The sequence below is a fragment of the Parafilimonas sp. genome, assembly GCF_047606085.1.
Classification (GTDB): Bacteria; Bacteroidota; Bacteroidia; order Chitinophagales; family Chitinophagaceae; genus Parafilimonas.
In genome coordinates, this window is the sequence record NZ_JASGEX010000116.1 from 1 (window position 1) to 25066 (window position 25066).

General features: G+C 41.2%; 21 protein-coding genes. 14 read left to right on the forward strand and 7 right to left on the reverse strand.

Features of this window, described 5'->3' with window-relative positions:
- Positions 1-174 precede the first annotated feature (174 nt).
- Positions 175-2472, reverse strand: a complete 2298-nt coding sequence (gene recQ / locus QM629_RS10115) for a DNA helicase RecQ (protein WP_415159745.1) — start codon at positions 2470-2472, stop codon at positions 175-177.
- Between the two features lie 236 nt (positions 2473-2708).
- Here recQ and QM629_RS10120 point away from each other — a divergent pair, with 236 nt between their 5' ends.
- Positions 2709-3674: a KpsF/GutQ family sugar-phosphate isomerase gene (locus tag QM629_RS10120; protein ID WP_415159746.1), complete on the forward strand. Its 966-nt coding sequence runs from the start codon at positions 2709-2711 to the stop codon at positions 3672-3674.
- Between the two features lie 16 nt (positions 3675-3690).
- Entirely contained in the window at positions 3691-4776 is a 1086-nt protein-coding gene (locus tag QM629_RS10125) for a mannose-1-phosphate guanylyltransferase (RefSeq protein WP_415159747.1), read from the forward strand.
- 68 nt (positions 4777-4844) lie between these two features.
- Here QM629_RS10125 and nadA read toward each other — a convergent pair whose 3' ends face one another.
- Complete coding sequence (gene nadA / locus QM629_RS10130; RefSeq protein ID WP_415159748.1) at positions 4845-5855, reverse strand: quinolinate synthase NadA; 1011 nt, start codon at positions 5853-5855, stop codon at positions 4845-4847.
- Between the two features lie 508 nt (positions 5856-6363).
- Between nadA and QM629_RS10135 the strand changes: the two genes are divergently transcribed.
- The 7 genes from QM629_RS10135 (at position 6364) to chrA (ending at position 16609) form a co-directional block, all read left to right on the forward strand.
- Positions 6364-8475 carry a peptidylprolyl isomerase gene (locus QM629_RS10135; protein WP_415159749.1) on the forward strand — a complete coding sequence of 704 codons (2112 nt, stop codon included), beginning with the start codon at positions 6364-6366 and terminating at the stop codon, positions 8473-8475.
- A 93-nt stretch (positions 8476-8568) separates the two neighbouring features.
- Entirely contained in the window at positions 8569-9081 is a 513-nt protein-coding gene (locus tag QM629_RS10140; RefSeq protein WP_415159750.1) for a DUF2480 family protein, read from the forward strand.
- A gap of 124 nt (positions 9082-9205) precedes the next feature.
- Positions 9206-11440 (forward strand): patatin-like phospholipase family protein, encoded by a 2235-nt coding sequence (locus QM629_RS10145; RefSeq protein WP_415159751.1) that lies wholly within the window; start codon positions 9206-9208, stop codon positions 11438-11440.
- Positions 11441-11640: 200 nt separating this feature from the next.
- A complete protein-coding gene (locus tag QM629_RS10150) occupies positions 11641-12012 on the forward strand; it encodes a PadR family transcriptional regulator (RefSeq protein ID WP_415159752.1) in 372 nt (123 codons plus the stop codon).
- A gap of 13 nt (positions 12013-12025) precedes the next feature.
- Entirely contained in the window at positions 12026-14146 is a 2121-nt protein-coding gene (locus QM629_RS10155; protein ID WP_415159753.1) for a PspC domain-containing protein, read from the forward strand.
- A 140-nt stretch (positions 14147-14286) separates the two neighbouring features.
- Entirely contained in the window at positions 14287-15234 is a 948-nt protein-coding gene (locus QM629_RS10160) for an isopenicillin N synthase family dioxygenase (protein WP_415159754.1), read from the forward strand.
- A gap of 106 nt (positions 15235-15340) precedes the next feature.
- On the forward strand, positions 15341-16609 hold the full coding sequence (chrA, locus tag QM629_RS10165; protein ID WP_415159755.1) for a chromate efflux transporter: 1269 nt from the start codon (positions 15341-15343) through the stop codon (positions 16607-16609).
- Here chrA and nadD read toward each other — a convergent pair.
- Both nadD and QM629_RS10175 read right to left on the reverse strand, forming a co-directional pair.
- Entirely contained in the window at positions 16600-17163 is a 564-nt protein-coding gene (nadD, locus tag QM629_RS10170; RefSeq protein ID WP_415159756.1) for a nicotinate (nicotinamide) nucleotide adenylyltransferase, read from the reverse strand. The two genes, chrA and nadD, sit on opposite strands and share 10 nt — an antisense overlap.
- A gap of 17 nt (positions 17164-17180) precedes the next feature.
- Positions 17181-17402, reverse strand: coding sequence for a FeoA family protein (locus tag QM629_RS10175; RefSeq protein ID WP_415159757.1), 222 nt, complete (start codon positions 17400-17402; stop codon positions 17181-17183).
- Positions 17403-17467: 65 nt separating this feature from the next.
- Here QM629_RS10175 and ybeY point away from each other — a divergent pair, with 65 nt between their 5' ends.
- From ybeY to QM629_RS10195, 4 genes are all read left to right on the forward strand, one after another.
- The gene (gene ybeY / locus QM629_RS10180; protein ID WP_415159758.1) at positions 17468-17911 is read left to right on the forward strand and encodes an rRNA maturation RNase YbeY; all 444 of its coding nucleotides are present in this window, start codon (positions 17468-17470) and stop codon (positions 17909-17911) included.
- Positions 17895-18560, forward strand: coding sequence for a CAP domain-containing protein (locus QM629_RS10185; protein WP_415159759.1), 666 nt, complete (start codon positions 17895-17897; stop codon positions 18558-18560). The genes ybeY and QM629_RS10185 overlap by 17 nt, the downstream gene beginning before the upstream one ends.
- Before the next feature lie 79 nt (positions 18561-18639).
- Positions 18640-20508 (forward strand): tRNA uridine-5-carboxymethylaminomethyl(34) synthesis enzyme MnmG, encoded by a 1869-nt coding sequence (mnmG, locus tag QM629_RS10190; protein ID WP_415159760.1) that lies wholly within the window; start codon positions 18640-18642, stop codon positions 20506-20508.
- 70 nt (positions 20509-20578) lie between these two features.
- Positions 20579-21358: a hypothetical protein gene (locus QM629_RS10195; RefSeq protein ID WP_415159761.1), complete on the forward strand. Its 780-nt coding sequence runs from the start codon at positions 20579-20581 to the stop codon at positions 21356-21358.
- Positions 21359-21429: 71 nt separating this feature from the next.
- On the opposite strand, the gene QM629_RS10200 is transcribed toward QM629_RS10195, so the two are convergent.
- Positions 21430-21606, reverse strand: a complete 177-nt coding sequence (locus QM629_RS10200) for a DUF6728 family protein (protein WP_415159762.1) — start codon at positions 21604-21606, stop codon at positions 21430-21432.
- A gap of 624 nt (positions 21607-22230) precedes the next feature.
- Between QM629_RS10200 and QM629_RS10205 the strand changes: the two genes are divergently transcribed.
- Positions 22231-22422 carry a CsbD family protein gene (locus QM629_RS10205; protein WP_415159763.1) on the forward strand — a complete coding sequence of 64 codons (192 nt, stop codon included), beginning with the start codon at positions 22231-22233 and terminating at the stop codon, positions 22420-22422.
- A 178-nt stretch (positions 22423-22600) separates the two neighbouring features.
- On the opposite strand, the gene QM629_RS10210 is transcribed toward QM629_RS10205, so the two are convergent.
- Both QM629_RS10210 and QM629_RS10215 read right to left on the reverse strand, forming a co-directional pair.
- A complete protein-coding gene (locus QM629_RS10210; RefSeq protein ID WP_415159764.1) occupies positions 22601-22981 on the reverse strand; it encodes a hypothetical protein in 381 nt (126 codons plus the stop codon).
- Positions 22982-23126: 145 nt separating this feature from the next.
- On the reverse strand, positions 23127-24833 hold the full coding sequence (locus tag QM629_RS10215; protein WP_415159765.1) for a hypothetical protein: 1707 nt from the start codon (positions 24831-24833) through the stop codon (positions 23127-23129).
- Positions 24834-25066 lie beyond the last annotated feature (233 nt).

Sequence of the window (25066 nt, forward strand, 5' to 3'; positions counted from 1 at the left end):
CATGATAATTTTTTCTCACACAGGGGAATGTACATAGCGAGGTTCTCCCGAAGCAAGTTCGGGACAGGCATGAGACCATTGAAAAAACAAACTTGTACGAATGAAATATTATTCACTTAATTTATCCCTTGCGCACTATAAAGCCGCAGGCTTTTGCACAAAGAACAAAACTTTTTAGTTTCCAAATTCGCTTAAGAATTTAATGCGCATAATTTTCAATTGTTCCCAGTTATAACCGCTGCCTGATAATTCTTCCTGCGCCACCTGTAAGGATGAATCCTGGCAATTCTTAAAATAATCTATTATCTCCTCTTTATCATCATCATCCAGGTTCATATCGTCAATGGCATAATCCAGGTTAAGCCGGGTGCCGCTGGCCACAATGGTTTCCATTTCTTCCAGCAAGCCATCCAGCCTTAAATCTTTATTGCGGGCAATGGTGGCCAGCGGTATCTTTTTATCAATGTTCTGGATGATGTAAATTTTATTGCTGCTCTTGTTGGCCACAGATTTCATTACAAAATCATCGGGCTTTTCTATATCGTTTTCTTCCACGTACCTGGCTATCATGTCCACAAAGGGGCGGCCGAATTTCAAGGCCTTGCCCTTGCTTACACCCTGGCATTTTTCCAGTTCCGCCAGCGTGGTGGGATACATGGTGGCCATATCCTGCAGCGAGCTTTCGAGGAAGATAACAAAAGGCGGAAGCTTCTTTTTCTTTCCTTCTTCATGGCGCAGCTCTTTCAGCATTTCAAACAGCTTTTCATCCGCCGCCGCTGCGCCGCCGCTGCCTTCGCTTTCTTCATCATCTTCATTCGCATCTTCAAACAAATTGTTCAGCACAATTTTAAATGAAGCCGGCTTTTTCAGGAACTTAATGCCTGCTTCCGTAAACTTGAGCAGGCCATATTCTTCAATATCTTTTCTTATAATATTACTCAGCAGCATCTGGCGCAGGAGGCTGTTCCAGAAATGCTCGTCTTTATCTTTTCCAAGGCCAAACTCGTGAAATTTCTCATGGCGAAACATCATTACCTGCGGCGTAAGCTTGCCAATAAGAATATTGATAACATATTCCGCAGGGAATTTTTCATCCAGCGCTTTAATCACTTTCAGCGCTTTCACCACTTCATCTTTTGTTTCTATTTTTTCTTTGGGGTGAAGGCAGTTATCGCAGGCGCCGCAGTTTTCTTCTTCCCTTTCCTCGCCAAAATAATGCAGCAGTATTTTTCTTCTGCACACAGAGCTTTCCGCATAAGCCACCGATTCATTTATTAACTGTGCGCCCACTTCTCGTTCGCTCAGTGGCTTATCGCGCATTAAATGTTCCAGCTTGCTCACATCTTTATGGGAATAATAAAGAATGCATTTTCCCTCCAGCCCGTCGCGGCCGGCGCGGCCCGTTTCCTGGTAATAGTTTTCTATTGATTTGGGAATATTGTAGTGGATCACAAAACGAATATCCGGCTTGTCAATGCCCATCCCAAAGGCAATGGTGGCCACAATCACCTGCACATCTTCATTCAAAAACATATCCTGCCTTTCGGCCCTCAGTTTCGAATCGAGGCCGGCATGATAGGCAACGGCTTTAATATTATTGGCCACGAGCAGCTCAGCCAGTTCTTCCGTTGTTTTGCGGTTGAGCGTATAAATAATGCCGCTTTTACCGGCCATATTGGTAATAAAGCGAACGATGGATTTAACCGTTTGTTCCTTCCTGATCTTTGGCTGAATCTCGTAATAGAGATTGGGTCGGTTAAAGGATGATATAAATATATTCGGGTTGCGAAGGCCAAGGTTCTTTACAATATCGCTCTGCACTTTGGGCGTTGCGGTAGCGGTTAATGCAATAACGGGTATTTTATTGTTGATGGAATCCATCATTTCACGCAGCCTGCGGTATTCCGGCCTGAAATCGTGCCCCCATTCCGAGATGCAATGCGCCTCATCAACCGCAAAAAAGGAGATTTCCAGCTCGCGGAAGAAATCAAGGTTCTCCTGTTTGGTAAGCGTTTCCGGGGCCACATACAACAGCTTGGTATTGCCTGCCGAAAGATCGTCTTTCACTTCTTTTATCTGCCCTTTGTTCAAAGAGGAATTTAAAAAATGGGCAACCGTATCGTTTTCATTATAGCCCCGCACCAGGTCAACCTGGTTCTTCATTAAAGCAATCAAAGGGCTTACCACGATAGCGCACCCGTCAAGCATCATGGCGGGCAACTGGTAGCATAAGCTTTTGCCGCCGCCGGTGGGCATAATTACAAAAGTATCCCTGCCGCCAAGCAGGCTGTTAATGGCATCTTCCTGCGCCTGTTTAAATTGTTCAAATCCAAAATGATGCTGTAAAGCAGCGTGAATGTTGTGATTGCCGTTTGAATTTTCTTTGGTTTTTCCGGAAACTGTTTTTTTAACAGTGCTCTTTTTTTCAGTCAAAACTTCCTTTGACTCTTTTGCAAGTAATTTCTTTGCCATTTGTTCACAAATTACCGTCTCTCTTTTTAAACGGGGATAGTACAATAAAACTTTTAAGGTACAAATTCCATTCGATTTGCCAAAATATGCCCATTGAAAAACGGGCCGTTCTGGTATTTCTTTCAGATGGTAACAAACAAAAATAAGTCATAATAAGTTTTTGTTAATGCTTAATTCGTTAAAGTTGTGAGCCGGCATTTATACCGCTTTAAAACAAGAATGTACTTTTGCCGGTTATGAAAACAAGCGCACAAAATTCTGCTGTTTATACCATAGAACAGGAAGCGAATGCCATTGCCAATTTAAAAAATTTTATAGATGGTTCTTTTGACAAAGCCATTAATGCTATTCAAAATTGCGGGGGAAGAATTGTTATATCGGGCATTGGCAAAAGCGCCATCGTGGCGCAAAAAATTGTTGCCACTTTAAACTCTACCGGCACGCCTTCTTTATTTATGCATGCAGCCGATGCCATTCATGGCGACCTTGGCATGATACAGCAAAACGATGTAGTTATCATTTTAAGCAAGAGCGGCGAAAGCGATGAAATAAAATTACTGGTGCCTTTAATAAAAAATGCGGGCAACACTATAATTGCCATTGCGGGAAACAGTGCTTCTTTTCTTGCAAGGAATGCTGATATATTTTTAAACACCACCGTAAGCAAGGAAGCCTGCCCGAACAATCTGGCGCCCACCAGCAGCACAACGGCGCAAATGGTTATGGGCGATGCGCTGGCTGTTTGCCTCATGCAGCTGAACGGTTTTGACAGCGATGATTTTGCAAAATTTCATCCCGGCGGCAACTTAGGCAAGCGGCTTTATTTAAGGGTAAATGATTTGTATAAACTGAATGGAAAACCAATGGTGAAAGAAAACGCTTCTTTTAAAGATGTTATCTTTTCTATTTCAGATGGCAGGCTGGGCGCCACGGTTGTTTTGAATGATAATAATAAAATAACAGGCATTATAACGGATGGCGATATAAGAAGGCTGTTTGAAAAAACGAATGATGTAAAACCTTTAAAAGCAAAGGATATTTTAAAGGCAACCCCCCGGGTAATATTACATACAGCGCTTGCCGTGGAAGCGCTGGAAAAAATGAACACCAACAGCATTACGCAATTAATAGTGGTGGATGAGCCGGGCTCTTATCTCGGTTTTATACATTTGCACGATCTTATCCGTGAAGGAATAATTTAATACTTTAGCCCCGAATATGAATAAACATAACTATGTAGCCATCCTGGCGGGCGGCCTGGGCACAAGATTTTGGCCCAAAAGCCGTGCATCTTTTCCCAAGCAATTTTTAGACATTCTCGGTACCGGCGAAACGCTTATTCAATCTGCGTATAAGCGGTATGCATCATTCATTCTTCCTGAAAATATTTATATCATCACTTCAGAAGAATACATAGGCCTGGTAAAGCAGCAATTGCCGCAGTTAAGCCCGGATAATATACTGGCAGAGCCCAGCAGGAAAAATACAGCGCCCTGCGTGGCCTACATAGCTTTTAAGCTTTTTGAAAAAGACCCGGAAGCTGCGCTTGTAATTGCGCCCAGCGATCATCTGGTTATTGATCTGAATATTTTTAAAACCCTAAGCCTGCATGCATTGGAATTTGCCAAAAAGCACAATGCCTTTGTAACACTGGGCATAAAGCCAACTTATCCCAACACCGGTTATGGCTATATACAATATGACCTTAATTCTTTACAGGATGAAAATGTGTATGAAGTAAAAACCTTTACTGAAAAACCAGACCTAAAACTGGCGCAAACCTTTTTGGAAAGCGGTGATTTTTTATGGAACGCCGGCATTTTTATATGGATGGCCAAAGATGTAATCGCCGCTTTTGAACAATTTCAGCCGGAAATGCATGAACTGTTCCTGGCAGAGAAAGATAATTTTAACAGGCCGGAAGAAAAAAAAGCGCTTGCCCGCATTTATCCTCTGTGTGTAAGCATCTCCATTGATTATGCTATAATGGAAAAAACAGAAAATGTATATGTTATTCCTGCAGATTTCGGCTGGAGCGATCTCGGCACCTGGAACAGCGCTTACACCAATCTTGAAAAAGATGAAAAGGGAAATGCCATAACGGGGGAGCATGTTATTGCTTTTGATGTAACGAACACAATGGTTTCTTCCCACGACGATAAATTACTGGTATTGCAGGGCCTTGAAGATTTTATTGTGGTTGACACAAAAGATGTTTTGCTCATCTGCAAAAAAGATAAGGAGCAGCAGGTAAAGGAATTTCTCTCTGAAGTTAAGAAGAAAAAGGGCGATAGATATTTATAGTGCCGGAGTGGCTGCAAGTAGATAACAGTTGATAGTTTGACAACAATTTCAAGGCTCAATAATAATTCTTATCCGCCAAGCCCTGCAGCTTTACTTATTTCCAGCATTCTTTGTATGGGTTTTAAAGCAGCTAACCTTATAGCTTCATCCATTAAAATTTCAGGTTTTTCATATTCCATGCACAGGTATAATTTTTCGAGTGTATTCAGCTTCATGTGCGGGCAATCGTTGCAGGCGCATGCATTATCCGGCGGCGCCGGTATAAAAGTTTTACCCGGCGCATCTTTCTGCATCTGATGCAATATCCCGGTTTCTGTAGCCACAATAAATGTACTGGCGGCATCTGTTACAGCAAACTTTAATAGCTGCGTGGTACTGCCTATATAATCCGCATACTGCAGCACGGCTTCTTCACATTCCGGGTGCGCAATAATTTTGGCATCGGGATGCTGTGCCTTAAGCTTTAATATTTTTTTCTGGCTGAATATTTCATGCACCATACAGGCGCCGTTCCACAGCAGCATATCCCTTCCGGTTTGTTTAATAAGATAAGCGCCAAGGTTCTTATCAGGTGCAAAGATGATGGGCTGGTCAGGCGGAACGCTTTCAATTATCTTTTGTGCATTACTGCTCGTGCAAATAATATCGCTCATTGCCTTTATATCGGCCGTACAGTTAATGTAAGAGATCACCACATGGTTTGGATGTTGTTCTTTAAAAGCCCTGAAGGCATCAGCCGGGGCGCTGTCGGCAAGCGAGCAGCCAGCCTTTAAATCGGGCAATACCACCTTTTTCGTTGGGTTGAGTATTTTGGCTGTTTCGGCCATAAAATGTACGCCGGCAAATACAATCATATCTGCGCTGGTTTTAGCCGCCTGCTGGGCAAGGCCCAGGCTGTCGCCAATATAATCGGCTATATCCTGAATATCGGGTTCCTGGTAATAATGCGCCAGCACCACAGCATTCTTTTCCTTTTTCAGCATTTCAATTTCATGAAAAAGATCGAGCGCCGGGCTTATGTCCACATCCACAAAACCTTTTAATTCCAATTCAGCTTCATTCATGTTGATAACTGCCATAATATATTTATATTAATATTTTTATAAAACAACTTACTATTATTACAAGTGTGAATTTGGTAAGAACTTAATTATTCACAGTATGCAAAGTTAACCTTAGGCGGTTTATCCCATATTAATCCACAGCTTTTTCACAATTAAAATGTATATGCTGCCTGTGTTTTGAATAGATTTTAACAGATGTTAATTGCTCAGGTGTTGGAAACATAAAAACACAAATTCACAGATTATGCATGTTATGAGCAATTTAAAAAATTGTGTTGAGATTTACGGTTTTTGGCAGCATTGGAAAAAAGCCTGTATTTATTCTATAATTATCAAGGTTGTAAAATTTTAAAATCCGGTTTACCCACATAAAAGAGATGATATAAACAGGCTGGTGTTTATTTATGTTTCACAAAATGCGGCGAAAGCCTTATTTATAAGGCAGAACATTTAAATGGCCGGTTTATCCACAATTTGTTCAAAACTTCAATTCCCCTATTTTTGCCATCCTTTAAAAATCACTATGTCACTTATTCAACGCATCCGGGAAAGAGCAGCCTGGATAATTTTTGGTGCGATTGCAGTGTCGCTGCTCGCCTTTATACTGCAGGATTATTTTTTTAATAAAGGTCATGCATCTTCAGGCTCGGGAACGACTATCGCTAAAATCAATGGCCAGTCTATTGACCATGAGGATTTTGAACAAAAAGTAAGCTTTTATGAACAAATGAATAATGGCCAGTATTCCCGCAGCATGCTTATTCCGCAGATATGGGATTATATGATCAATCAAGCACTGATTGACCAGGAATCTGAAAAATTAGGCATTGCCGTTACAGGCAACGAGAAGTCTGATCTGCTGTTTGGCAGCAACCCGCCACAATTTATGCAGCAGTTTTTTACCGATCCCAAAACCGGTTTGTATGATGTTAATACTGCAAAAAAACAAATAGGTGAGCTAAAGAGCCGTTCAAACGATGCAAATGTGGCCAATTTTCAGGAAGCATATATTGATCCCCTGATTATGCAAACCAAAGCGCAGAAATATGAATCGCTTATTACCGGCGCCGTTTACACACCAAAATGGATGCTGGAAAAAATGAATGCGGATGCCAATTCAATAGCAAAAGCTTCCTATATATATGTGCCGTACAGTGCTGTTGCAGACAGTGCCGTTAAAGTGTCTGCTGATGAAATGGAGGCCTATATTAAGAAACATCCCACCCAGTTTGAGCGCGATGAAGAGACGCGCACCATATCTTATGTATCGTTCAATGCCAATCCCAGCACCGCTGATTCCGCAGCCGTGCGCAACCAGCTTAACGAGCTTAAGCCGGAACTTGCGGCTTCAAAAGATGAAGCGGCTTTTTTAAGCACAAAATCTTCCGGCGATTCTTATTATAATGGCTTAATTGGCGGAAAACAAATAAAACAACCAATAAAAGATACGTTATTTAAACTGGCGCCTGGCCAGGTATATGGGCCTTATATTGACGGCAAAAATTATGCTGTTGCCAAAATGGTTTCTAAGCAGCAAATCCCGGATTCTGCCACCGTGCGCCACATATTGGTGGCTACCCACCAGCAGGATCAAAGCAGTGGAACGCTTATGCGTGTAAGAGACGACAGCGCTGCTTTAAAAAGACTGGACAGTGCCATCGCGCTGCTTAAAACCGGAGTGCCGTTTGATTCCGTTGTAGCTAAATATACGGATGACCCTGGAAGTAAAACCACTGGCGGCAGGTATGAAAACTTCCCTTCCGGCCAAATGGATGCTAACTTTAATGATTTTGCATTTACCGGCCATGTGGGCGAAGCAAAAACCGTGCATACGGTTTTTGGTTATCATTATGTTGAGATACTGGGCCAGAAGGGCAGTGAAACGGGTTATAAGATTGCTTATTTATCCAAACCTATAGAAGCAAGTTCCGAAACGGATAATGCTGCCAATAATGCGGCATCTCAATTTGCTGCATCAAGCCGTACGCCGAAAGCCTTTCAGGATAATGTGAAAAAAGATAAGCTGATTGCCATGCCGTCACAGGAAATAAAGGAAAACGATTTTACCATTGTGGGGCCGGGCGAAAGCCGGGAACTGGTAAAATGGATTTATGATCATAAGGTTGGCGAAGTGTCAGACCCGGTAAGCATTGGCAATAATTATGTTGTTGCCATGATAACAGGCATAAGCAGAAAAGGCCTGGCTTCACCGGCTGCCGTGCAGCAGGTTGTTGAGCTGGCTGTGCGTAATGAAAAGAAAGCGCAAATCATCATTGCTCAAAAAATGAAAGGTTCTTCTTTGCAGGAAATAGCAAAAAGTGCCGGCGTGGAAGTTAAAAATGCAGATAGCGTCAGTTTTTCTGCTTTTGTAGTGCCGGCGCTTGGTGCGGAGCCTAAATTTGTAGGGGCGGCTTTTAATAAACAGCTCTTAAATAAAATAAGCGCTCCTGTTGCAGGGCAAATGGGCGTTTTTGCCATAAGCTCAGGCGGCGTTTCCGGTGTTTCTAATGCAGGCCAGGGCGCAGAAGCAGAAAAACAGCAAACAGAACAAATGCTTAAACAGCAGGCCTCGCAGGCAGTTACTGCTTTGCGCAAAGCGGCTGATGTAAAAGATTACCGTTCTAAATTCTATTGATAAATGGAAAGATTTTTTAAAAGGCTGCCTTATCGGGCGGCCTTTGTTTTTTGTGGGAAAAGTGTATTGTAAATTTGCTGCAAACAAATAAATATGGAAACAGGGGAATTGATCATAAACAGGGTGGAAGCCAGCGGGCTCATTACAGTTAACCTGGAAGATTTTTATCCGAAAGGAACGATAAAGGTTTTCGATCTGAAAGCATATTTGTTTCGTGGTTTGATTATACGGGAAAAGGATTTTCGCGAAGCACTAAAGCATACCGGCTGGCAGCAGTTTGAAAACAGTAATGTGGCCATTATTTGTTCTGCCGACGCCATTATACCCGTTTGGGCTTATATGCTTGCGGCCACTTACCTGCAGCCGGTTGCGAAAAATATTGTTTTGGGGAGTGAAGAAAAACTTATTGAAACGCTGTTATTGAATAATATAGACGCTATGGATGCTGAAGTGTATAAGGATAAGCGGGTTGTAATAAAAGGCTGCGGCGAAACACCTATTCCGGACAGCGCCTACTTAAAAATAACCGCCAGGCTGCTGCCATACGCAAAAAGCATAATGTATGGAGAGCCTTGCAGCACCGTTCCTGTGTTTAAGAAAAGATAAAGCTTGGCTGATAAACGATCATTTTTATGCAACCGTTTTTGCAAACTCTGCAATATTTCTATCTTCATTAAACAGCCGTTGTATTTATCAACCTGTTTTTTGATTGTTTAAGCATAAGCAGTACATGAAAAGATATTTTACCGGTTTTTTTTATTCCCTGCCTGTACAACTATTGTTCCTGCATTTTCGCCGGTACCAGATATTGCTGCTGTTTTGGACAATTTTGTTTGCTACTATCAGCGGGCATTTTTTAAAACCTTATGGTGCAGATACTTTAATGCTGGCGCCTGAGTATTTAGGACAGGTAAGCGCATTAAGCGCTTCTTTTGTGGGCTTTGCGGTGGGCGCCTATATTATGAGCTGGAATATCACAACCTTTATTTTGCATAGCCGGCATATTAAATTCCTTGCTACAACATCGCAACCATTCTTGAAGTTTTGCATTAACAACGCCATAATTCCCATTGTTTTTTTGCTTTGCTATTTTTTTTATGCAATAGATTACCAGCGTACAGAAGAGCTTTCATCCACCCTTGAGATTTTTTCGCTTACAGGCGGGTTTTTTGGCGGGTTTATGCTGGCGCTTGTGCTTGCTTTTGGGTATTTCTTTGGGGCTGACAGGAAGATATTCCGTAAAATGGCCACCGATTTTACGGAAGCAAATGAAAAGTATGAACGTGCATCAAGAATGATAAAACGATCACGCGTAGAAAAAGGAGAGATGCGCGTTGATTTTTTCCTAAGCGCTATGCTGGGCCTGCGCAAACCGAGAAATGTAAAACACTACAGCGAAGATTTTATCAATTCAATTTTCAAGCGGCACCACGTAGCTGCTGTAAAGGCCGTTTTTTTTGCATTTATATGTTTGATATTGATAGGCTTGTTTGCAGAAAACCATTACCTGCAAATACCGGCGGCAGCCAGCATAACCTTATTCTTTACCATATTAATCGCCGTTGCCGGTGCACTGTCGCTTTTTCTCGGAAGCTGGGGCACGCCGGTGGTTTTGCTCATTTATGTATTGGTGAACTGGATGTTTATTCAACGGTTTATTGATCCGCGAAACAAGGCGTATGGATTAAATTATGAAACAAGGCAGGTACCTGTATATAATAAAGACGCTCTTTCGGTTTTATGCAATAAAGCAGATGTGCTGAAAGACAGTGTTGCATTTATTAAAATGTTGAATAACTGGAAAGCCAGGCAAACAGATGTAAAACCGGTGATGTTTATACTTGATGTAAGCGGCGGCGGCAATCGTAGCGCCGCATTTACCATGAATGTTTTAACGAGGCTTGATACACTAACCGGGGGTAAATTTTTTTCGCAGTGTGCCCTTATTACCGGGTCTTCCGGTGGCATGATAGGGGCGGCGTATTTCAGGGAGCTGTATCTACAAAAGCAGGAAGGAAAAATATCCTCGCTTCAGCAAAGGAAATATATTGACAATATTTGTAAAGACCTTCTAAATCCGGTTTTTACCTCTTTGGTTGCACGGGATATGATTGGGCCTTTTGGAAAATTTACGCTTGATGGCAATTCCTTCATACGCGATCGTGGCTACGCATTTGAACAGCAACTGAATGCTAATACCCGTGGAATACTTAATAAAAGACTTAAAGATTACGAGCAACCTGAAAGCGAAGCGCTTATTCCATCAATGATTTTTAATACAGCTATTACAAGGGACGGCCGCAAGATGCTTATAGCAACTAAGCCTGCGAGGTTTATGATGCAGGCCCGCAACAGGCAGAACAATTTAAGCCAGTATGAAATTGACGGGGTGGATTACCAGTCGTTTTTTGCAGCGCAAAATCCGGGCAACACGCGTTTTCTTACTGTTGTAAGAATGAATGCAACTTTTCCTTTTGTGTTGCCAAATGTTGAGTTGCCCGCCAAACCTGAAATTGATATAATGGATGGCGGGCTGCGGGATAATTTTGGGCATGAAACCAGTTTAAGGTTCATCAATTTTTTTCAGAACTGGCTTAAGGAAAACACGTCCAAGGTTGTTTTGGTAGAAATAAGAGACCGGCCCGGTGAAAACTGGTCGCGCCCATACCAGGTAAGCTCGATTTCCGGTTTAATAACCAAGCCTGTTTTTGTGTTGCAAAATAATTGGTTTAATATCCAGGATTACTATGAAAAGGATGAGGTCAATTATATGCTCGATGCTTACGGGCCAAGCCTTTATAAAACATCTTTCAGCTATGAAGCTTTGCCAAACACCATATCTGCATCGTTAAGCTTTCACCTCACCGCCGCAGAAAAAAAGGGAATAGCCAATTCGATGGATAATGAGGCCAACCAGCATAGTTTTGCTCTGCTTGACAGCATAACGGATGCCCGGAATAAATAAGCTCACCATTTTCTATCATATTTATTTGCCGCTTGTCACAATTTAAAAACTTCGTATTAATTTTTTTTGCTTGAAAGTCAATGTTTTAGGCAATAACTATTAATTTGTTATGATGATTACCTTTAAAAACTTGGTAGTGTGTATTGCATAGTATTAAAATATTTTATAGATTTGTCTTATCAATTATTAAAAACTCTTGTATGGATATTCAGAATACGCAAAGCCAGATGAGAAAAGGTGTACTGGAGTTTTGTATTTTATCAATTATAAAACAAGGTGAGGTTTACCCGAGTGATATTGTTGATAAAATGAAGGGTGCAAACCTGCAAATTTTGGAAGGTACACTTTACCCTTTATTAACCAGGTTGAAAAATGCTGGTTACCTTACCTATCGCTGGGTGGAAAGTAATTCCGGGCCGCCGCGAAAATATTTTTTAATGACAGATCAGGGACTGCAGTTTTATGCCGAGTTAGAACGCACCTGGAAGGAGCTGGCAGAAGCAGTGCAAAAGCTTACAACCCAGGAGAATGAAACTGTTCCGTCTGAACAAATACCCAACAATAATCAATAAACTAAAAAGTAAAATGAAAAAGGTAATCAATATAAATTTTCAGGGCCGGGTAATCCCCATTGAGGAGACAGCCTATGAAATGCTTAAGCGATATATAGAAAGCCTGAGGCAGTTCTTTGCAAATGAGGAGGGCCGGGATGAAATAATAAATGATATAGAAGGCCGTATAGGCGAATTATTCAGTGAACTGTTAAAAAAAGGCCAGCCTTGCATCACTGATGCGGATGTAGATACCATCATGCACAGTATTGGCCGCCCTGAAGATTTTGAAGCGCAGGATGCTGATTTCCATGGAAGTAAGGCCGAAGGTGCTGAAGAAAAAACGTTCACTTCAAATGAAAGTAGTCAGCCGCAGGGTTCTATCCGCCCGGAAAGATTTTACCGGGATGAGAACAATAAGTTTATTGGTGGCGTTTGCGCCGGGCTTGCCAATTATTTCGGGATAGATAAGCTGGTGGTGCGTATCCTGTTCATCATTTTCACCATGGGCTTTGGCTTTGGTTTTATTGTGTATTTAATATTATGGGTGGCCATACCCAGTTCTGCCTCTGAAAAAATTGGTTCTTACCGCAAGCGCCTTTTTCGCGACCCCGATAATAAAATAATTGGCGGCGTTTGTGGCGGGCTTGCCTCCTATTTTGGGGTAAGCGTATGGATCCCAAGATTGTTATTTATCGTTCCTTTTTTATCTTTTGTTACAAACTGGAATCACTGGGGCGCATTCAATTTTCCAAACTTTATTAACCTGTCTTTTAGCCCGGGCGCAGTATTGATATATATTATTCTCTGGCTGATAATTCCTGAAGCCGTGAGCACTTCAGACAAGCTTGAAATGAAAGGCGAAAAAGTAGATTTGAACAGTATAAAGAACACCATTCAAAAAGACATGGAAGGTTTTGGCGAACGTGCCCGGGAGTTTGGAAAAGAAGTGGGCGACAAGGCCGTAAAGGTAGGAAATGAAATAGGAAAGCGTGGCAGGCAGTTTTCTGCCGAGGCGGGAACAACGGTTCGTAAAAGCGGCAGCACACTGGGTAACATCATAGGTTTAATTGTTAAGATAGTCGTTTACTTCATTCTGGCAATCGTTTTGCTTAGCATTATCGGGGCTTTATTCGCCGTTGGTATTGCAGTAACAGGGTTGCTTCCTTTTAAGCCATATATTATAGATGAAGGATGGCAGAGCGTTCTGGTATGGGGCGCTTATATTTTCTTTATCTGGGTCCCGGTAATCGGCATTATAACCTGGATAATAAGAAAGATATCCAAAACAAAGAGCAACAGCAATGTGATGCGTTTTGGGTTTTCTGCCATGTGGATACTGGGCTGGATTTGTTTCATCGGGCTGCTTGCATCATTACGAAATGATTTTTCTTATCACAATACACCCACGGAAGAGCCAGTTGCTATTTCAAATGCCGGGGTTAATAAGTTGGAAGTTAAATATGCCAAAAATTACCGGTATTATTTCAACAGCAGTTTCTTTCACTTTGAGCCATTTGCTTCTTTGGATGAAGACACGGCCTTCGTCAGAAATATTCACCTCCGTATTTTAAAATCGGGAAATGATAGCTTCCAGGTTAAAATGCTTAAGCTGGCTTATGGTTCAAGCAAACAACTGGCGCAAAACAGGGCCGATAAAATAACCCTTAATATAAATCAGCAGGATTCAACTTTATTTTTTGACCGTGGTATTCCTATTACAAAGAATGAGAAATTCCGTAATCAGTCAGTGTATGTAACCGTATATGTGCCGGTAGGAAAAAGAATAATTGTAACCAATGGCGTGGGTTGGGGAAATGATGTACATATAGAGCTTGGCGGAGATGTGGATGACTGGTATTGGAGAAATGATGATGAGGGTTATAACTGGGATCATGATGTGGAATATGTAATGACTGCTGAAGGACTGGAACGCGCCCACCCAAATGAAGAAGACAACAACAATGATAATGTTGAGCCGCCGGCGCCGCCTGTACCACCCGATTCTGCCAGGTATCATTACAGGCAACCCGGCGAAACGATAGATTCCCCGGCAAAAAAAATTGAAGCTAAAGTGGAAGAAGTTAAAAAAGTGAAAGCTTCAGTGAACATCACAGATATAACATCTGCTTTTTTTGAAAGGCTTTCTTTATAAACTCGGTTAAGGTTGGGACTAAACGGAACCCTTGCTGATTTCAGCGGGGTTCTTTTTTTAAAGTATAAATGATTTTTGATTTTGGGCATGCAAAAACTTCATAAGGTTTTGTATTTTGCCACTCCATCAAACTTGCTATAATGGAAACAATTCCTGTAGTTAACCTGGCAGATTTTTTAAGCGGCGATACAGAGAAAAAACTGGCGTTTGTAAATGCGCTTGGAAAGGCTTACGAAACAATGGGTTTTGTATCTGTAAAAAATCATGGCATTCCCGATGCGCTTATTAAAGAGTTGTATAATGAAGTGCAGCGTTTTTTCTCGCTTCCGCTTCAAAAGAAAAAAGCGTATGAGATTGAAGGGCTTGCGGGTCAGCGTGGATATACCAGTTTTGGAAAGGAGCATGCAAAAGGCAGTGAGGCGCCCGATTTGAAAGAGTTTTTCCAGTTTGGGCAAACGGTTGAAAATAGGGAGTTTGTAAGCGAAGCATATCCCGAAAATATTTATGTAAAAGAATTACCAGCCTTTAAATCAATCCTGTACAATGTTTACCGCCATTTTGAAGAAAGCGGTTCAGCATTGCTAAGCGCCATTGCTTTATACCTGCATTTGCCTGAATATTATTTTGATGAGTATATTAAAGACGGTAATTCCATTTTGCGTTGCATCCATTATCCGCCAATAACACAGGAACCTGAATCTGCCATCCGTTCTGAGCAACATGAAGATATTAACCTTATAACCCTGCTTGTAGGCGCATCCGCTGATGGCCTGCAGATTCTTACAAAGCAAGGGGAATGGGTTGGTGTAACATCGCTGCCCGAACAGATTGTGGTGAATGTGGGCGACATGCTGCAACGCTTAACCAACAATAAACTAAAAAGCACAACGCACCGCGTTGTAAACCCGCCGAAGGAATTATGGCATACAAGCAGGTTTTCCATGCCTTTCTTTTTACACCCGCGAAGCAACATGAGCCTTGCCTGCCTGGATGAATGTATTGATGCTGTGCATCCAAAAACATATCAGGATATTACCGCTGGTGAATATCTTGACGAACGTTTAAAAGAAATAGGGTTAAAAAAATAAATTTTTACCGGTATAGTTCTTTCCAACTACAATTTTTCGTTATCGTGATTGTGAAAGGATTTATGTCAACTAAACAATTAAAAATCAAATAGTTAAATAATTACCATTGACAGTTTACCGGCATATCAGGTTCCTCAAAGCGGTATTGTTTCACAGCATAGGGGCTTTTGGCGGTCCCCAGGGACATTTTGGAATGATGATAAAAAACTTTGTTAACCGCCGCCACGATATTACAGAACAGGAACTGCTTGAATACAATGCTTTCTGCCAGATGCTGCCCGGTGCCTCTTCCACCCAAACGCTTACCCTGATTGGGTATAAGCGGGGAGGTGTGCCGCTTGCCGCCCTCACCTTGTTGATCTGGATAACGCCGGCGAGTATTATTATGGGAGCCCTGTCATTTCTGGTAGAGTATATAGGAGACAAAGAAAGGGTGGCAGGTATTTTTAAATTCATACAGCCTATGTCGGTTGGCTTTATTGCTTATTCGGCTTATAAAATGGCAAAAGTTGCGGTTAACAATACTATTACCATTGTAATTGCAATAGTTGCATCAGCAATAAGCTTCTTTCTTTTTAAAACGCCCTGGTCGTTTCCTGCCTTAATTGTTGCGGGTGGCATTGCCACAAATTTCAGCAGCAAACGTATTCTGCAAAAGGGTATTCCGCCCAAAAAAATAAATTGGGCGAACATCCTTATTTTCCTGGCAGTTTTAGCTTTGGCCGGATATGTGAGCGAAACGGCGCGTAAAGACAACTGGCCAAACCGCGGGCCTTATAATCTGTTTGAAAACTTCTATCGTTTTGGAAGCTTAGTGTTTGGCGGCGGTGATGTGTTGATACCTATGATGTACCAGCAATACGTTACCCGTCCATCAACGGAGAGAATGGAAGAAAAAAATCCTGGTGCGCTGCGGATAGATAAAGACGATTTTTTAACTGGCTCCGGGATGGTGCGGGCTATACCAGGACCGGTATTTTCCATAGGTGCTTATATGGGCGGCTCTGCCCTGAAAAGGGGAGGTATTCAGATGCAGTTGCTTGGCTGTGCTATTGGTTCTATTGCACTTTTTCTGCCAAGCTTTTTGCTTGTTTTATTTTTCTTTCCTGTATGGCAAAACCTTAAAAAGTATGCGGTTATTTACCGGTCGCTTGAGGGCATTAACGCCGCCGTGGTTGGTATTATGACGGGCTCGACTATTTTTTTAATGAAAGATATTTCTGTGGACATTACGGTGGGTTCGGTTATTCCCTTTGCAAATATTACGGTTATTGTTGGTACATTTTGTTTACTTGCATTTACCAGGATACGCCCCCAGTTCATCCCGCTTTTTTGCCTTTTAATAGGTATTGCCGTAAATTATTATCATTTATAGAACCTCTCGATTAATTGCAAAACATTTTCAGGAACAAGATATTTTATACTTTTTCCTTCTTTTATTAAAGAGCGGATAGCCGTAGCTGAAATATTCAGCAATGGGGATTTAACCAAAATGATATTTGGAGATAGTGCAGATTCGGATATTGCATAACCCGGGCGTTCATATACAATAATCTGTTTTTTTAGAAGCAGGTTGCCGTTTTTCCACTGGTTCAATTGCAAAAAACTATCTGAACCTATAAGGACATAAAATGAATATTCGGCATATTGTTGCTCAAAATGAGAAAGGGTATCTATTGTGTAGGAAGGAAGGGGTAAATTAAACTCTGCATTGGAAACCAAAAACCTGGGATCTTTTTCTATTGCACGCTCTACAAGCAGTAAACGCTTTTCTGCATCCAATAATGCTTTATTTTCTTTTAAGGGGTTTTGGGGTGAAACAACAAACCATATTTTAGATAACGGCAAAGTATTTAAAACGGTGCTGGCAATAATTAAATGGCCGGTATGAATTGGATTAAAGGAACCGAATAAAAGGCCAATGTTCATTAACAGGTTTGTTTCTTTTATAAAACTTCAACGGAAATATGCTCCGCTTCGTTTAAACGAAGACTAAGGCTGTAGCCGGCAACAGCAATAGAGATAGGGCCTCCAAAAGGGGCAAATTTTTCAATATAAATAACTTCGCCCGGTATCAGGCCCATTTCCATAAGCTTGATTGATATTTCACTTTTTGAAAAATCAACAATACTGGCTTTTTGGCCCAGGCGTAAATCAGATAACTTCATAATTCAAAAATATTTACAAAACTATTGGCTGTTTGCTTAATTAGCTTTACGAAATCTGAAACAAAATGAATAAAATATACTTCTATGGGGCAGATAAGGCTGCCAATATAAAAAACAGAGCCCGGGTAAAAGCCGTATTGCTTTCTTTGTTCAGGCATGAAGGTGCAAATTTGGCGCGACTTAACTATATTTTTTGCTCAGATAACTATCTTCTGGAAATAAACAGGCAATACTTAAACCATGATACCTTAACAGACGTAATAACTTTCCCTTTTTCCAAAGAAGGAGAACCCATATTGGGCGAAATATATTTAAGCGTTGAAAGAATTAAAGAGAATGCTAAAACCTTTGAAGCAGAATACCAAAATGAGCTTTTACGAGTTATGATTCACGGCGCATTGCATCTTTGCGGATATAAGGATAAAACTAAGATTCAAAAAGAACAAATGCGGGGAAAGGAAAATCTTTATCTAAATCAGTTTAATGTTTCACGTGAAGCAAATTCTTAGCATTTTTCTTTTATTGGCTGCACTTTCCTGTAAAAGCCAGAAAACCCTGATGTTTCCGCAAACCGAAATTCCAAAACCCCAAATGAATGACCAGACTATACTGCAATGGAATGAAAACCAACCAGGCTATAGCAGCTTGTCCCGGCTGGAGAAAGAATTTTTATATTGGGTAAATTATAGCCGTAAAAATCCCCGTTCGTTTTTTGAAAATGCAATAATGCCTATAGTGAAAATATATCCTCAGTTAAGGGGCAGTAATCTGAATTCGCTTGAAAATGATTTAAAAGGAAGCCCTTCATTAACGCTTTTGCAATTGAACCCTGTATTGGTTAGGATGTCTGAATTCCATGCAAGAGATATCACCGTTTCAAATGCTAATCCTTCTCATAATTCTACGAACGGAGAAAGCTTTGTTGACCGATTCAAAAAATTCGGGTTTAAAAATTGCGGTGGGGAGAATATAAGCTATGGCGGTGGGGATACAGACCCGCTATTTATGCTTATTATGCTGTACCTCGACATAAATGTTGACAATCTTGGTCACCGGAAGGCCTTACTGAATTCTTCTTTTGTTAATACCGGCATTTCGATAGCTAAATACAAAAACGGAAATACATTTTTGGTTGAAGATTTTGCTTGCTCCCAATAAGGTTAAACTCTTGCTATTAGAAAATTAAAGGCTCTCCTAAAATGTTCCACGTGAAAAATGCTGCATCTATCTTTGTAAGATGTTTCCAGAATATGACGTAATTGTTATTGGCGCCGGGCATGCCGGTTGTGAAGCTGCTGCAGCTGCCGCCAACATGGGCAGTAAGGTGCTGCTGATTACTATGAATATGCAAACTATTGCTCAAATGAGCTGTAATCCTGCTATGGGTGGTATTGCCAAAGGCCAGATTGTTCGGGAGATTGACGCTTTAGGCGGATATAGCGGCATTGTTACCGATAAAAGCCTGGTTCAGTTCAGGATGCTGAACAAGAGCAAAGGGCCTGCCATGTGGAGCCCGAGGGCGCAGAGCGACCGGATGCTTTTTGCCTTAACCTGGCGAACCATGCTTGAACAAACAAAAAATGTGGATTTCTACCAAGATACTGTAAATGGGCTTCTTATAAAAGATAACAGGGTAAACGGGGTAATTACGGGTTTGGGGCATCATATTTCATCTAAAACCGTAGTAATAACCAGCGGAACCTTTCTAAACGGCATTATTCATATAGGAGAAAAGAATTTTAGCGGTGGGAGAATATCGGAAAAGAAAGCTACAGGCATAACAGAACAATTGGTGAAACTTGGTTTTGAAAGCGACAGGCTTAAAACAGGAACGCCGCCGCGTATTGATGGCAGGAGCCTTAATTATGAAACAATGGAAGTTCAGCAGGGTGATAGGGAAATAACCGGTTTTTCTTTTCTGCCCGTTGCTACAATAAAAGCTTCAGAACAATTGCCTTGCCATATAACCTACACCAATACCGAGGTTCATGAAACTTTAAAAAAGGGGTTTGACCGGAGCCCGATGTTTTGCGGCCGCATAGAAGGCGCCGGCCCGCGGTACTGCCCAAGCATTGAGGACAAAATAAACCGCTTTGCCGAACGTGACCGGCACCAAATATTTGTAGAACCGGAAGGATTCAATACGGTGGAGGTTTATGTAAACGGATTTTCCACCTCTTTGCCGGAAGATATTCAATATGAAGCCATTCGTAAAATGCCAGGGTTTGAGAAGGCCAAAATGTTCAGGCCCGGATATGCAATAGAATATGACTATTTCCCGCCAACCCAGTTAAAACATTCGCTTGAAACAAAAATTATTGACAATCTTTTCTTTGCCGGCCAGATAAACGGCACTACCGGTTACGAAGAAGCCGCCGGTCAGGGATTAATGGCCGGCATAAATGCTCATCAAAAAGTTATTGAAAATGAGCCTCTTATATTAAACAGGGACGAAGCGTATATTGGCGTTTTGATTGATGACCTTATCAGCAAGGGAACAGAAGAGCCCTACCGTATGTTTACCAGCCGGGCCGAGTTTAGAACACTTCTGCGCCAGGATAACGCCGACCTGCGTTTAACAGAAAAGAGTTTCAGGTTGGGATTGGCCGGCCAGGAAAGAATGGAATTGGTGCTGGCTAAACAGAGGGGCGTAACAGAAATTAAATCTGTTCTTCAATCTTTTTCATTGCAGCCTGCTGAAGCAAACATTTATCTTCAAAAGATTAATTCTGCTCCAACAGATGAAAAGCAGAAAGCGATCCGGCTGTTGCTCCGGCCGGATGTTAAACTATCAGAAATGATACATGAAATTCCTTCGCTGAAGGAAAAGCTGCAATCATTCTCACAGGAAGCTGTTGAACAGGCGGAGATACAGGTTAAATATGAACGTTATATTGAAAAGGAGCAGGAATTGGCACAACGCATGGCAACTATGGAAAACTCTTTAATTCCTGAAAGCTTTAATTACGATAAGCTATCTGCCCTGAGCGCCGAGGCTTTGCAAAAATTCAAAAAAATAAAGCCCAGAACACTTGGGCAGGCAAGCCGCATATCAGGCGTAAATCCAAGCGATGTGCAAATATTGATGGTTTATATGGGCAGGTAAGCCAGCTTTAACTTTTGATTTTGCTATTCTTTTTTATTCTCATTGTAATATTACACCTCAACATAATTGATTGAAACCAACACTTTATTTTACTTGTCTTTTATTATTGCTAACAATTGCCGGTCAAAGCCAGGTTGTTATAAGCGGCACTGTTTCAGACTATTACAGCAAGGTGCCCCTAACGGCGGTAACGGTGCAAACGGCGCAAGGCAGGCATGTAATAAGCGATTCCCTTGGCCGTTATTCAATTTATGTTGGAAAAAGCGATTCTATCTGGTTTAGTTACTTAAATAAACAAACTCAAAAATATCCGGCAGATACCATCACACACCCGCAAAATTTCGATATAGCATTATTAGTTGATGTAAAATGGCTGCCCGAAGTAAAAGTGGAAACAAAAGATTACCGTTTTGATTCGGTTACCAACAGGGAAACTTATGCAAAAGCTTTTAATTACCGCAAGCCAAGCATCCGTTTTTCGCAAAGTACACCAAGCGCTCAATCTTATGTTCCCGGCAGCGTGACAGCCGCGCTGGACCTGGATGAAATCATTAATGCGTTCCGCTTCAGGCGAAATAGACAAATGTTGTCTTTTCAACAAAGATTGGTACAGGATGAGCAGGATAAATACATAGATCATCGTTACTCAAAAGCGCTTGTAAAAAAACTAACCAAACTTGACAGCACAGAGCTGGATCGTTTTATGAACTTCTACCGGCCATCTTATGAAGACTTGCAGCTAATGAACGATCTTGAGCTGGGATATTATATTGAGGAGTGCTATAAAAATTATGTTTTTTTAAAGCGTCGTAAGCCATATGAATTAAGCGGAAGGGACACAACCAATTGAAATTAGCATATTCTGATTTGGCTGCCAATCAATTTTTCAATGTCCAAGCATAAAAAAAATGAACCGCAGGTTTAGCGGAATAAAGGAATAAAAATGAATTTTACCAACATAATTATAAGACAAATCAGAAATAACAGCAATGAAATCCTGTTCATGCCGTGCATCATCTTAATATAAGTATTCTTAGGTGCATTGGGATCACGCTTCCTTATAAACAGGTACTCCTGTATTTGTCTCCAGATTCCCATCACATCAAAGTTAAGCGTCTTTCAGGTTCTCCGGTTAATTTTACAAAGCGGCTATTTTTAACGGTTTCAATTTATACATGCCGCAACGATAAATTAGAACTTATTTTATCTTCTCAAGTCATACGTATAGATTGGGTGTATTTCAAATTCACCCTGCTCCGCGGCGCAACAAAAGCAGTATACACCACATTGAAAATGAAATCATTAAAATAGGTGTATATATAATTTTCGCCGGTGGATGGTGACACCATAGCCGTCAACTTAAGAAATATGAGCTATAAAATACCCGAATGGGGTTTAATTTGAATAGCCATCGGTGCAACCGGTGGACAAATGAAAAGTTTTGATATTGAAACCTGCAAGGGTTCAACAAAAATTTCGACATTTTTACCGCGAGTTTCACTCACGGCTATTCAAACCCTGCCTGCCGGCAGGTAGGGTTTGAGCCCTTCGGGCTTAAGTTGACGGCTATGATGGTGACACCCACCTGTAGAATCCGCTACCGGTCGGTGAGACACCGACCGAAATGCCGCGTATGAGGCGAAAATTTGAAATGCGCCCAATAGATTGCTTTGGTATAGTTATGGTAATTAAGTTTGTATTATTCACCCAAAAACTTTTTTTATGGATAAACTTGAAATTAAAGGTTTATGGAATGAATGGAAAGGGAAATTAAAGCAGGCCTTTGCTGATCTTAATGATGATGATTTGAAACGCGAAGATGGAAAAGATGATGAGCTATGGGGCCGTATTCAGCAGAAAACGGGCAAAACCCGTGATGAGCTTATTAAATGGCTGGAAGGTGAAAAAAATTAAACAGCGTTAATTTTCATTCGTACAAGTTTGATTTTTCAATGGTCTCATGGAACCTCGCTATGTACATTCCCCTTGTGTGAGAAAATTATCATGCTCGGTTTCATTTATTTAAAAAGCGGCTTGATAATGCAATGCTTCAAGCCGCTTTTTATTAAAATTCTTTACCTTAAACTATTGGCTAATTTTCAAACTTTTTGTAATAATTCTTTTTAAAATCCGCAATTTCCTTATCCCGGTCATGTTTTAGCGCACGAATTTTTTGCCTTCTTTCTTTTCCGCTTAAACTATCATCAGATCTTACAGATTCAATACGGTCTTTATAGTCATTTTCAATATCCTGTATCTGCTTTTGCATCTTGGTAGAATGATTGTAATAACCGGGCCTGCCATACCAGTTATAACCAAAACCTCCGTAAAAATAGGGGTTCCAGAATGGGCTGTAATAATAAGGCGTGGAATAATAAATTACCCGCGGCGCCGGCCTTGCAACGCCCTTTTGCGCAGAAGCTGCACCTGTAGTAAGTATGCATGACAGAATTATAATTGTTATCTTTTTCATATTGATTGTTTTTACATTCTTTTTATGTAGTAAGATGCAGTATATTGTAAAAGGATTAGTCCGGATGATGTTTATAACACCACGATAACAATAGCCTGTAATTGCTGTAAAAACTATTTAAAAAGATGGATTAAGAAGCATAAGGTTAATACCGCCATGATGTTAAATCCGCGTCTCTGGGCGCTCTTGTTTTAACCTCTTCTGCCCATCTGGTAATAAACATCTGGTTATAATGCAACCGGCTGAGGTAGTTAGGTTGCGTATGATCGCCATTCCAGCAGTGTTCGGCGCGGTCGCCATAATCTACTTCACAACTACAGGAGGGATGCTGCATTTGCTTCAGCATGTCTTCGGCAGCATACACAGCGTTGTTTAGATAATAGGTATCCATATCGCCAACATAAATATGGATTTTGCCTTTTAATTTATTGCCAATCTTAGGCCAGTCTCTTTGAATAATCTGTGTAAGATCATAATGCTCTTTCCAGTAAGCAGCAACCGATGAATCAATGGCGCCTGTGTATTTATCAAAAATTCTTTTCGGATAACCATCTTCGCCCATGGGTGAAAAAACAGCTTCCCAAATATCAAACTGGTCGCCACTGCGACTGTTGGTGCCAAGTGCCAGTTCACGCTGGTTCATTTGCTGAATGGTTGCGCTTACGTGCCCAAGATAATCCCGCATGCCGGGCCTTGGTGTTTGCTTAAAATCACTTTCAACATAATAAGCGTTCCGGTTGTTGTAAATATCAATGGTCGTGTAATGATGAAAATCAATCGGGTCGGGACAGGCAGCATAGCAACCGTTGTATTCATCAGGATAAAAAACCTGTGCTGCCAGCACTTCCCAGCCGCCTGTAGAACCGCCATACATAAACCTTGCCCAGCCTTTGCCAATGCCGCGAAAACGTTTTTCAATTTCAGGAATGAGCTCGTATGTAATAGCATCGCCATAAGGGCCAAGATTGGCTGAATTTACAGCATACGAATCATCATAATAAGGATTGGCATGTTGTATTTCAACCACCAAAACACGTGGAAAATGCTTGCCTGTCCACAATTTGTAAAACTTATAATCTTCTTCCTGGACAATTTTATTATAACCTGAAATGCGAAAACGTGCGCTGGTATCAGGCTTTAAATTTTCATCCGGTGGAACAGTGCGGAAATCGCTGATATCTTCAGGAAAATGCCCATGAAAAATAGCAAGCGGGTAATGCACATTGGGATGTTCATCAAAACCTTCAGGTAACAGAATATGTGCGCCAAGGTACATAGGCCTGCCCCAGAATTCAGTTAACAGTTTGCTTTGGATTTTTATATGCTTTACATATCTTGTGTCTTCCGGTTCATTAATGGGCGGAATGATATTATTAATCACCAAATGCACTTCATTGGAGGTTTTAGGATCGAAATAAATCTTCACGGGTGTTGAATAAATATTGCCCGGAGCAAGGTTCCAGTGCTGGCCTTCACCCCGGTCCATCGGCAGCTTTACGGTTTGCCCTGTTTGCAGGTGAAAGGTTTCATATTTATGTAATAAAACCTGCACGTAATATTCTCCTGCCGGCACATCGCTTAATCGTTCCAGGGGATAGCCAAAAGCATGCATATCAATAAGCTGATCGCCACCCGGCTGCCATTGGTCAACAGTAATACCAAAAACCAGTTGGGTTGAGGCAGCATCATTTACCTGGAAGCGGGGCTCCGCTTTATCATTCTTTGAAAGCAGCAATAATAAACGGCCATCAAGCACAGGCTGTTTTAATGAATCAGCAACGCTTATCCGGAAGGTTTGCGCTTTGCAAATGCAAGTAATCAGCATAAGGCTGAAAAGAAATATTTTTTTCATAGCTGTTAGTTTACCGTTCCCCGTAAATATAATACTAACCTGCAGTTTTTTTATGAGAAACAGCGGGGGAAATGCATATAAATTTATGGAGAGGCCATGTTACTGCGTTCTTTTGGCATTTTATAATCAGGGGGGGGGCCCGATGGAAAACCAGCTTATTTAAATCTTAAATAAAAAAGTATCTGTTTAACTGCCTCAAACCGCTATTTACCCTGAAAGGAAGGCAGATTTTA